General features: G+C 71.1%; 11 protein-coding genes. 10 read left to right on the top strand and 1 reads right to left on the bottom strand.

Features of this window, described 5'->3' with window-relative positions; all coding sequences use genetic code 11:
• From AB8Z36_RS16955 to AB8Z36_RS17000, 10 genes are all read left to right on the top strand, one after another.
• Positions 1–191 (top strand): SOS response-associated peptidase family protein (locus tag AB8Z36_RS16955; RefSeq protein ID WP_369214149.1); only part of this gene is annotated, 191 nt, incomplete at its 5' end.
• A 1-nt stretch (position 192) separates the two neighbouring features.
• Positions 193–840, top strand: a complete 648-nt coding sequence (locus AB8Z36_RS16960) for an alpha/beta hydrolase family protein (protein WP_369214150.1) — start codon at positions 193–195, stop codon at positions 838–840.
• A gap of 232 nt (positions 841–1072) precedes the next feature.
• Complete coding sequence (locus tag AB8Z36_RS16965) at positions 1073–1756, top strand: sigma-70 family RNA polymerase sigma factor (RefSeq protein ID WP_369214151.1); 684 nt, start codon at positions 1073–1075, stop codon at positions 1754–1756.
• Positions 1753–2061 carry a mycothiol system anti-sigma-R factor gene (gene rsrA / locus AB8Z36_RS16970; protein WP_363253195.1) on the top strand — a complete coding sequence of 103 codons (309 nt, stop codon included), beginning with the start codon at positions 1753–1755 and terminating at the stop codon, positions 2059–2061. Before AB8Z36_RS16965 ends, rsrA begins: the two co-directional genes overlap by 4 nt.
• Before the next feature lie 180 nt (positions 2062–2241).
• A complete protein-coding gene (locus AB8Z36_RS16975) occupies positions 2242–3672 on the top strand; it encodes an HD-GYP domain-containing protein (protein WP_369214152.1) in 1431 nt (476 codons plus the stop codon).
• On the top strand, positions 3669–5027 hold the full coding sequence (locus tag AB8Z36_RS16980; protein WP_440581934.1) for an HD-GYP domain-containing protein: 1359 nt from the start codon (positions 3669–3671) through the stop codon (positions 5025–5027). The genes AB8Z36_RS16975 and AB8Z36_RS16980 overlap by 4 nt, the downstream gene beginning before the upstream one ends.
• A gap of 156 nt (positions 5028–5183) precedes the next feature.
• Entirely contained in the window at positions 5184–6164 is a 981-nt protein-coding gene (locus tag AB8Z36_RS16985) for a tetratricopeptide repeat protein (protein WP_369214153.1), read from the top strand.
• Positions 6165–6245: 81 nt separating this feature from the next.
• Positions 6246–6896 (top strand): peptide deformylase, encoded by a 651-nt coding sequence (gene def / locus AB8Z36_RS16990; protein WP_369214154.1) that lies wholly within the window; start codon positions 6246–6248, stop codon positions 6894–6896.
• A gap of 302 nt (positions 6897–7198) precedes the next feature.
• Positions 7199–8311 (top strand): epi-isozizaene synthase, encoded by a 1113-nt coding sequence (gene cyc1, locus AB8Z36_RS16995; RefSeq protein ID WP_369214155.1) that lies wholly within the window; start codon positions 7199–7201, stop codon positions 8309–8311.
• Positions 8308–9684, top strand: coding sequence for a bifunctional albaflavenone monooxygenase/terpene synthase (locus AB8Z36_RS17000; RefSeq protein WP_369214156.1), 1377 nt, complete (start codon positions 8308–8310; stop codon positions 9682–9684). The genes cyc1 and AB8Z36_RS17000 overlap by 4 nt, the downstream gene beginning before the upstream one ends.
• An 84-nt stretch (positions 9685–9768) precedes the next feature.
• On the opposite strand, the gene AB8Z36_RS17005 is transcribed toward AB8Z36_RS17000, so the two are convergent.
• Positions 9769–10791: a ribonucleotide-diphosphate reductase subunit beta gene (locus AB8Z36_RS17005; RefSeq protein WP_369214157.1), complete on the bottom strand. Its 1023-nt coding sequence runs from the start codon at positions 10789–10791 to the stop codon at positions 9769–9771.
• Positions 10792–10871 lie beyond the last annotated feature (80 nt).

A 10871-nucleotide genomic window follows, 5' to 3' on the forward strand; every position in this document is an offset into this window, starting at 1 on the left:
CCCCCGACCGCTGGGACGCCTGGCTCGACCCCTCCCGCACGGACCCCGACGACCTGCGCACGCTCCTGGAACCGCCCCCCACCGGCCTGATGCGCGCCTACCCCGTCGCCACGGCGGTCAGCAACGTGCGCAACAACGGCCCGGAGCTCCTGAAGGAACTGGAAGGGCCCGAAGAGGGCACACTCTTCTGATGTGACGCACGCTGAGCCCTTTGACATCGTTGAGACCGACGCCGGTACGGCACGGATCACCTGGCACCCGGCACGCGAGCCGCGCCTGCTGCTGGCCCTCGGCCATGGCGCGGGCGGCGGCATCGAGGCCAGGGACCTGCGGGGTATCGCCGCCGCGCTGCCCGCGCACGGCGTGAGCGTGGCCCTCGTCGAGCAGCCCTGGCGGGTCGCGGGCAAGAAGGTGGCGCCCGCGCCGAGGACGCTGGACGCCGGGTGGCGCGGCAGCTGGTCCGCGCTGGAGAAGCGGGGGCTGCCCGTGGTCGCCGGGGGCAGGAGCGCCGGGGCCCGCGTCGCCTGCCGGACGGCGGCCGAGCTGGGCGCCGCCGCCGTGCTCGCGCTCTCCTTCCCGCTGCACCCGCCGGGCAGGCCGGAGAAGTCGCGCGCCGACGAGCTGCTCGGCGCCGGTGTGCCCACGCTCGTCGTGCAGGGCGGCAACGACCCCTTCGGCAGGCCCGCCGAGTTCCCGGACGGCGGAGCGTACGAGCTGGTGGAAGTCCCGTACGCCGATCACGGCTTCGCCGTGCCCAAGCGGGCGGAGCTGGGCCAGGACGAGGCCGTGAAGCGGATCACGGACGCCGTGACGCGCTGGGCGGGAATGCTCGGCGGGTGACCTCTGTTGTGGCGAACAGACGGTGAACACCGTCGCCGACCTGTTCGTACGAGAGGGAGTCCGCCGCATGGGTTCGACCATCTGCCCGAACCGCTCCAGCGCCGCTGACCTGGAGTGGACGGTCTTGAGCGCACCCAAAAACGCAACTATTCGGGCGGCGCGCGGAGCGGATCGTCGTCTATCCTCCGATTCGAGTGGGGCTGCTTTCGGCCTCGCCACGTCGTTGGAGGAGGTGGGTCCGGTCACTGGGACCGACGCGGGGACCGAGCACGGTCAGGCGGAGCAGCCCCGAGAGAATCCGGAGGGGCCGGAGACGGCCGCGGAGCGCACCGCCCGCTTCGAGCGGGACGCGCTGACCTTCCTGGACCAGATGTACTCGGCGGCGCTGCGCATGACGCGCAACCCGGCGGACGCGGAGGACCTGGTGCAGGAGACGTACGCCAAGGCGTACGCGTCGTTCCACCAGTTCCGCGAGGGCACCAACCTCAAGGCCTGGCTGTACCGCATCCTCACCAACACGTTCATCAACTCCTACCGCAAGAAGCAGCGCGAGCCCCAGCGCAGCGCCGCCGAGGAGATCGAGGACTGGCAGCTCGCGCGTGCCGAGTCGCACATGTCCACCGGTCTGCGCTCGGCCGAGTCGCAGGCGCTCGACCACCTGCCCGACTCGGACGTGAAGAGAGCGCTGCAGGCGATCCCCGAGGAATTCCGCATCGCCGTCTATCTGGCCGACGTAGAGGGCTTTGCGTACAAGGAGATCGCGGACATTATGGGGACACCCATCGGCACGGTGATGTCCCGACTGCACCGTGGCCGCCGCCAGCTGCGCGGCATGCTGGAGGACTACGCCCGTGAGCGCGGGCTCGTCCCGGCCGGTGCAGGAGAGTCGAACGGAACGAAAGGCTCGGGCTCATGAGCTGCGGAGAGCCGCACGAGACTGACTGCAGTGAGGTCCTGGACCATCTCTATGAGTTCCTGGACCACGAGATGCCGGACAGCGACTGCACCAAGTTCGAGACGCACTTCGAGGAGTGCTCGCCGTGCCTGGAGAAGTACGGACTCGAACAGGCCGTCAAGAAGCTGGTCAAGCGCTGCTGCGGCTCGGACGACGTCCCTGTCGACCTGCGGGCCAAGGTCATGGGGCGCATCGACCTGATCCGCTCCGGGCAGACCGTGCCCGAGCAGGACGTCATCCAGGACGTGACCGCCTCGGAGGCGTGAACGCCCCGGGCGGGGCCCGGTAGTCGAGTGTCGAAGCAGGCCGCACATTCTGTGCGGCCTGCTTCTCTGTGCGGCCCTGTTCCCCCTCCCGTCACCCGAATGTGCTAATTCCCCGCCGGCGGGAACCGGGCCGGCGGGCTCCGCGCCTAGTCTCCGACCTGAAGTGGGGAGGAGACCTCCATGCGGTCGGTGCCGGTGTGGGCCCGTGCTTACCTCCTGTGCGTCGCCCTGGCCGGCGCCTCCTGTGTCGCGCCCGCCCTCGGCGCGGGCACCGACTGGCCGGCGGTGGCGCTCCTCGCCGTGCTCTACGCGGGGTGCGAGCGCGACGCCTTCCCGGAACGTCTCGGCGGCAGGGCGGGCGCGGCCGGGAGCCGTCGCGGCCCGCGGAGCCTCGGCACCCTCTTCCCCGTGCTGCTCGCCGGGGTCTTCCTGCTGCCGCCCGCCGCCGCCGCGCTCGTCGCCGTGCCGGGGGCGCTGCTCGCCCGCGTCGAGCGGCACCCCCGGTGGGTGCGGCGCGTCTGGCGCGCGGCGCAGCTCGCCCTGGCCTCCTGGGGCGCCGCGAAGGTGTTCGCGGCGCTCGGCGGGCCCGCGGCCACCTCCGCGCCGGACTTCCCGTATGTGCTCGGGCCCGCGGGGGCCGCCGTGCTCGCCTTCGCCGCCGCGCTCACCGCCCTGGACGGCGGCATCCTCGCCACCGCCGAGCGGGTGCCCGCGCGGGCCGCCTGGCGGGGGCTCTTCCTGCGCTCGCTGGCGCCGGTGGCCGTGCACGGTCTCGCGGGCCTGATGATGGCCGTCCTGTGGACCAGCCCCTACGGACCGCCCGCGGCGCTGCTCGTCCTGCTGCCGATGGGCGTCTCCTGCTGGGCGTTCGCGCAGTACCACCACGAGCGGGCCGCCCACCAGGCGACCATCCGGGCGCTCGTGCAGGCCGTCGACCTCAAGGACAGGTACACCCGGGGGCACAGCGAGCGGGTCGGCCGCGCCTCCGTGCTGATCGCCCGGGAGCTGGGCATGGACGACGACCGCGTCGAGGTCCTGCGGTTCGCGGGCATCCTGCACGACGTGGGCAAGCTGGGCGTGCCGACCCGGCTGCTCCGCAAGGACGGGCCACTCACGCCCGAGGAGCGGCGCGTCATCGAGCTGCACCCCGAGTACGGGCACGAGATGGTCCGCGGCATCGGCTTCCTCGGTGAGGCGCGGGCGGCGATCCTGCACCACCACGAGCGCATCGACGGCAGCGGCTACCCCTACGGGCTCGTCGGGCGGCAGATCCCGGAGAGCGCCCGGGTGGTGGCCGTGGCCGACGCCTTCGACGCGATGACGTCCACGCGGTCCTACAGCCGTGCCCGGCCCGTGGCGGTGGCCCTCGAAGAGCTCGACCGGTGCGCGGGGGCCCACTTCGACCCGGTGATGGTGGCCGCCCTGACGCGTGCGCTCGGGCGGCACGGCTGGCACCCCGGGGTCACCTCCGACCTCCCGGGCCAGCCCCTGGACCACGTACCCGGCCAACCCTCCGACCAGCGCGGAAACGTACCGCCTGCGCTGCCCGCGCCCGCTGTGCCCGGCTCGGCGGCGGGCCCGGGGGCGGCGTCGGGACCGGCGGCCCGGTGACCGCCCCTCCGGCGGTGCCCGGCAGCTCCGGAAGGGCGGTCACCGGGAGCGCACCACGCGTCACCGGGCGGCGCGCGGGCCGCCCGTCCGCGACGCCCGCCCACGCCGTCGCCGCCCTCCTCGCCCTGACCGCGCTCGCCTGGACCCTCTGGCACGGCATCACGGAGGGGCGGACGGCCCTGGCCTTCGGGGTTCTCGTCGGCCTGGGCGAGCTCACCAGGCGGGGCAGCGCGCGGACCCGGGAACCGGCGCCGCTCGGGGCCGCGGGCGCCCTGGCGTACGCCCTGCTCGGGGAGAACGCGGGGCACGCCACCCACCACGGCGCCGCGCAGGTGATCGCCGTGGTGGTGGCCGCCTCGCTGGCCGGGGCCGTGCCGCACGTGGCGCGCGGGCGCGGCCCCTCGCCGGACCAGGTGGCGCGGCGCCTGCTGACGGTCGGTTTCGCCGCGATCTGCTTCCAACCGCTCTACAACGCCGGGAAATTACGCGAGTGGGTCGGCCACGGCCCGTACTTCGCGCTGGTCATCGTCGCCGTGCTCGCCCTGACCGCGCTCTGCGACGCCGTGCTCGCCGCCGTCATGGCGCACGCCCGCACCCGGTGGCCCTTCGGACCGCTGCTCCGCGACGAGCTGCGGGCCCTGCTCGGCATCGGCTCCGCGGTGTGCGCGACGGGAGCGGTCATGGCGCTCGCGGTGGCCGTGGCCGGGCTCTGGGCGCTGCCCGTCTTCAGCCTGCCGCTGCTGCTCACCCAGCTCTCCTTCCGGCGGTACGCGGCGGTGCGGGCGACCTACCGCCAGACCATCGCCTCGCTCGCCAGGGCCACCGAGATCGCCGGGTACACCCCGCAGGGCCATGCCCACCGGGTGGCCGGGCTCAGCAAGGCGGTCGGGCGTGACCTCGGCCTCTTCGAGCCGGACCTCACCGTCCTGGAGTACGCGGCGCTGATGCACGACATCGGCCAGCTCTCCCTGGTCGACCCGGTGCCGGAGGGGGCGACCGCGGGGCTGCCCGAGGCGGAACAGCGCCGCATAGCCCTGCTCGGCGGGGCCGTCGTACGGCAGACGGGGGTGGACTCCGCGGTCGCCGTGGTCGTGGAGCGGCAGGCCGACCCGTACCGCGAGCAGCCGCTGGCCGCGCGGATTGTGCGGACCGCGAATGCGTACGACGAGATGGCGCGGGGAGAAGGACCCTCGGGAGCGCTGGGCGGTCCGCTGCACGCCCTGGAGCGGCTGCGGCTGGCCACCGGGCGCGACCATCAGCCCGAGGTCGTGGAGTCCCTGGCAAGGGTCCTCGCGAGGGAGCGGGGCGGCCCGCAGGGTGCGAGCCGTGGCCAAGGGTTGACGGGCGGGCCTTAGCTCGTGCCCGGCTGGGTAACCCATGGGTAATGAGCGGCCGTCCGACCGTACGTGGTTGGATGCGAAGCAGAGGGTGCACGGGGGCATCGACCCGACGCCGCGCCCTCGCAGGACGGGACTTCCGAAATCGTGACAGGCGGGAATCAGGCGGGAATCGTGAGGATCTTCGGCAAGGGGCGGCACCGGCCCTCCGCCTCATGGCGGCAGGCGACCGACCGCGCGTTCACGCTGATCGGCGACGGCCGGTACGAGGACGCGGGAGCGCTGCTCACGCGCGCGGCGGACCTGGAGCCCTGGCTGTCCGAGTCCTGGTTCAACCTCGCGCTCCTGCACAAGTTCCGGCACGACTGGGAGCAGGCGCGGGCCGCGGGGCTGCGTGCCGTCGCGCTCCTCGACCGCTCGGCGGGCGCCCCGGACTGGTGGAACGTGGGCATCGCGGCGACCGCGCTCCAGGACTGGCCGCTCGCCCGCCGCGCCTGGCAGGCGTACGGTCTGCGGGTGCCGGGCGGGGTGACGGCGTCCGGCGAGCCCACCGGCATGGATCTGGGCAGCGCGGCCGTGCGGCTCTCGCCGGAGGGCGAGGCGGAGGTCGTGTGGGGCCGCAGGCTGGATCCGGCCCGCGTCGAACTGCTCTCGATCCCGCTGCCCTCCTCAGGGCGCCGCTGGGGCGAGGTCGTGCTGCACGACGGTGTCCCGCACGGCGAGCGGACGACGGCGGACGGGCACTCGTACCCCGTGTTCGACGAGATCGAGCTGTGGGCGCCCTCTCCCGTGCCGACCTGGGTGGTCCTCCTTGAGGCCGCCACCGAGGAGGACAGGGACGCCCTGGAGCGGCTGGCCGCCGACGCGGGCTTCGCCGCCGAGGACTGGTCCTCCTCCGTGCGGCTGCTCTGCCGCATGTGCTCGGAGTCCCGGATGCCGAGCGACGAGGGTGACGGAGAGCACCTGGACCCGCACGACCACAGCGAGCCGGGCCACCCGGGTCCGCTCGGCCACCGCAGCCCCGGCGCGATCTGGGTGCCGGAGCGTGAGTGCGGCATCGCGGCGCCCGCCGCCCTGGTGCGCGGACTCCTGGACAGCTGGGTGGCGGACAGCCCGGACTCCCGTGACTGGCGGGATCTGGAAGAGGTCTGCTGACCCGAGGGGCGCGGCCCGCCGTTCGCCGTAGGCTGTACCGGCACAAACTCTTCAGGGTTCCAAGGAAGGCATACGGCGGACATGGCGCAGGACACTGAGCAGCAGGCCTCCGGCGGGGTCCTCCCCGTCGACGACGAGGGCTTCGTCATCGACACGGAGGACTGCGAGGAGCGGGAGACGGCCTACCGCGAGCGCGGCACGTCCCGGCCCATCACGGTCGTCGGCAACCCGGTCCTGCACAAGGAGTGCAAGGACGTCACGGCCTTCGACGACGACCTCGCGAAGCTGGTCGACGACATGTTCGCCAGCCAGCGCACCGCGCAGGGCGTGGGTCTCGCCGCCAACCAGATCGGCGTGGACCTGAAGGTCTTCGTCTACGACTGCATGGACGACGAGGGCGTGCGCCACGTGGGTGTGGTCTGCAACCCGGTCCTGCGCGAGCTGCCCGCCGAGAAGCGCCGCCTCGACGACTCCGGCGAGGGCTGCCTCTCGGTCCCGACCGCCTACGCCCCGCTGGCCCGCCCCGACTACGCCGAGGTGAGCGGCCAGGACGAGAAGGGCAACCCGGTCAAGGTCCGCGGCACCGGGTACTTCGCGCGCTGCCTCCAGCACGAGACCGACCACCTGTACGGCTATCTGTACATCGACCGCCTCTCCAAGCGGGAGCGGAAGGACGCGCTCAGGCAGATGGAAGAGGGCACTCCGCGCTACCCCGTGGTACCGAATGACTGACACCGGCGCCGCCTGAGCGGCGTGGGACCCGCGTGACACGAGCGGCCCCTGGTCGGGAACTCCTCCCTGACCAGGGGCCGTTGTCGTGAGCCGCTCGTCTGTGCGAGCAGATCCGGCTGCCGAAGATCCATATTCAGTCACGTAAGGGGAGGTTCTCGGCGCCGAGGGGTAGTGAATGGCGCAAAACTGTTCCCTGAACGGTCAGTTGTGGTGCTGAATGGAAAGCGCGGGGATACACGACGGCGCGCGCCCGGTACGGCGGAAGGGGCGCACGCACTCAGGAGGCCGAAAGGGGTTTGTCCGTGCCTGCATATTCCAGGAGCACTTCACAGACACAGCCGCGCGCTCAGACGGTATTGGTCCCTCCGGCGCTGGCGGTTCCAGTGATCGAGAAGGCTTTTCCACGGCGCCTGCATCCGTATTGGCCAAAGCTTCAGGAGAAGTCCAGGACCTGGCTGCGCGAAATGCGCCTGATGCCGCCGGACAAGGTCGAGCGGTACGCGGACAGCCTCTGCTACACCGACCTGGTGGCGGGGTACTACATCGGGGCGCCGGACGAGCTGCTCACCGCCATAGCGGACCTCAGCAGCTGGTTCTTCGCCTGGGACGACCGGCACGACCGGGACTCGGTGCACGGCAGGACGGGCCAGTGGCGGCGTCTGTGCAAGGGCCTGCACGGCACGCTCAACGACCCGGAGCGGTATCTGCGCCACGACGACCCGCTCGTCGCCGGGTTCGCCGACTGCGTCCTGCGCCTGTACTCCTTCCTCGGCCCGAGCTGGAACGCCAGGTTCGCCCGGCACTTCCACCCGGTCATCGACGCCTACGACCAGGAGTTCAAGAACCGACGGTCCGGTACGGTCCCGACGGTCGAGACGTACATCGAGCTGCGCCGGCTGACCTTCGCCCACTGGGCGTGGATCGACCTCCTGGAGCCGACCGCACGCCGGGAACTGCCGCGCCACATACGCGAGCACCCCGCGTACCGCCGTGCGGCACTCGCGACCCAGGACTTCTCGGCCTGGTACAACGACCTGTGCTCGCTCCCCAAAGAACTCGCGGGAGATGAACTGCACAATCTCGGGATCAGCCTCATTCACCACGAGGGGCTGACACTCGAAGAAGCGGTACGGGAAGTACACCGGCGGGTCATCGCCTGCGTCACCGAATTTCTTGACGCCGAGAAAGAGGTGCTGCTGCTCGCCGGGCAATTGGCGGACGGAACGCATACGGACAAGCAGCTCGCGGACGCGCTTGAATCATGCGTCTTCAATATGCGGAACTGGTTCTCGTCCGTGTACTGGTTCCACCATGAATCCGGCCGCTATCGAGTGGAGAGCTGGGACGACAGGTCCGTGCCTCCCTATGTGAGTGAAGACATCATGGCGGAAAACGAACTGGTAGGTGAGGAATGAGCGTTGACTCCGCGGTTCCCGCGTCCGCCGCGTCGGGCCGAGGGCCTCTGCGCACCCCACCCCTGGTGAAGGGCGGTGCCCCCTTGCTGGGGCACGCCTGGCACCTGGTGCGCGACCCGCTCGGCTTCCTCTCGGCGCTGCGGGACCATGGAGATCTCGTACGCATCAGGCTGGGGCCCAGGACGGCCTACGCGGTCAACGACCCGGACCTCGTGGGCGCCCTCCTGAAGAGTCCCGAGTACATCGTCGGCGGGCCGCTCTGGGACACCCTTGAGGTGCTCCTCGGCAAGGGCGTGGCGACCAGCAACGGCAAGCTGCACCGGCGCCAGCGCCGCATGATGCAGCCCGCGTTCCGGGCCGAGCGGATCGCCGACTACGCCAAGGTGATGGAGGAGGAGGCACGCGCCACGGCAGCCGGCTGGCGGCCCGGGAGCACCGTGGACGTGGGCGCGGAGATGTTCCACACGGCCGTGCGCATCGTCTCGCGCTCCCTCCTGGAGGTGGAGTCGATAAGGGACAAGGCGGACCGCATCGCCGACTCGCTGCACACCGTCTTCGAGGGCCTCTACCGCCGGATGGTCCTCTCGGTGGGACCGCTGCACCGCGTGCCGACCGCCGCCAACCGGCGGTTCGACAGCGCCCTCGCCGAGCTGCACTCGCTCGTCGACGAGATCATCGCCGAGCGCCACGCCGCCGGTCCCGGGAGCCCCGACGATCTGCTCGCGGAACTCCTGCGGGCCAGGGACGAATCGGGGGAGCCGCTCACCGATCAGGAGATTCACGATCATGTGGTCTCCCTCGTCGTCGCGGGTGCGGAGAATGTCGCGTCGACGCTGGCATGGACGTTTCATCTGCTGACGGAACACCGGGAGCAGGAAAGGCGGTTGGTTGAAGAAGTTAATGCGGTGGCTCCGGATCGCGCGATCACTTTCGCCGATCTCGGTGAGCTGCGGCACACCCGCAATGTCGTGACCGAGGCGATGCGTATCCGCCCGGCGGCCTGGATATTCACCCGCAGGACCGTGGCCGAAACCGAACTTGGCGGCTATCGCATTCCGGCTGACGCGGACATCGTCTACAGCCCGTACGCCATGCAGCGCGACCCGCGTTCGTTCGCGCGGCACCTTGAGTTCGACCCGGACCGCTGGAATCCGGAACGCGCGGCGGACGTTCCCGAGTTCGCGATGATGCCGTTCGGTGTCGGCAACCGAAAGTGCCCCGGAGACCACTTCAGCCTGGCAGAACTCGCGCTGATCCTGGGGACGGTGGCGCCGAAGTGGCATCTGGAGCCCGCGCCGAAGACCGACACGGACACCCGTATCGGCATCACCCTGCACCCCAAGAGGCTCCTCATGCGGGTGCGGCCCCGCTGAACCGCCGGGAGTGCCCGCCCCGCCCCCGTGACAGGGGCGGGCACACCCGGGCCGGTCGGCGCCAGACCCAGAACCGGTCGTGGATCAGAACTCGTCGTCGAAGGAGACCGAGCCCTCCACGGCGACCTGGTAGGCCGAGGGCCGCCGCTCGAAGAAGTTGGTCAGCTCCTGCACTCCCTGGAGCTCCATGAAGGAGAAGGGGTTCGACGAGCCGTAGACGGGCGCGAAGCCGAGGCGCGTCAGGCGCTGGTCGGCGACGCACTGGAGGTATTCGCGCATCGAGTCGGTGTTCATGCCCGGCAGACCGTCGCCGCACAGATCACGGGCGAACTGGAGCTCGGCCTCGACGGCCTCCTTCAGCATGTCGGTGACCTGCGTCCGGAGCGCGTCGTCGAAGAGCTCGGGCTCCTCCTTGCGGACCGTGTCCACCACGTCGAAGGCGAAGCTCATGTGCATCGTCTCGTCGCGGAACACCCAGTTGGTGCCGGTCGCGAGGCCGTGCAGCAGGCCCCGGCTGCGGAACCAGTAGACGTAGGCGAAGGCACCGTAGAAGAAGAGCCCCTCGATGCAGGCGGCGAAGCAGATCAGGTTCAGCAGGAAGCGGCGCCGGTCCGCCCGCGTCTCCAGGCGCTCCAGCTTCTCGACCGAGTCCATCCACTTGAAGCAGAACTCCGCCTTCTCGCGGATGGAGGGGATCTCCTCGACCGCGTCGAAGGCCGCCGCGCGGTCCTCCGGGTCGGGCAGATAGGTGTCGAGCAGCGTCAGATAGAACTGGACGTGCACGGCCTCCTCGAAGAGCTGACGGCTCAGGTAGAGCCGCGCCTCGGGGGAGTTGATGTGCTTGTAGAGCGTGAGCACCAGGTTGTTGGAGACGATCGAGTCGCCGGTCGCGAAGAACGCGACGAGGCGGCCGATCATGTGCTGCTCGCCGGGGCTGAGCTTGGCGAGGTCGGCGACGTCGGAGTGGAGGTCGACCTCCTCGACGGTCCAGGTGTTCTTGATCGCGTCCCGGTAGCGCTCGTAGAAGTCCGGGTAGCGCATGGGGCGCAGAGTCAGCTCGAAGCCCGGGTCGAGGAGGTTCTTCTCGGAGTTGGTCGTGGAGCTCATTACTGGCAGGCCTCGCAGGACTCGGGGTTTTCCAGGGAGCAGGCGACGGCGTCGGGGTCGGCCGCCTGCGGGGGGACGGG

Origin of the sequence: Streptomyces flavofungini (assembly GCF_041028215.1) — a bacterium.
Taxonomy (GTDB): domain Bacteria; phylum Actinomycetota; class Actinomycetes; order Streptomycetales; family Streptomycetaceae; genus Streptomyces; species Streptomyces flavofungini_B.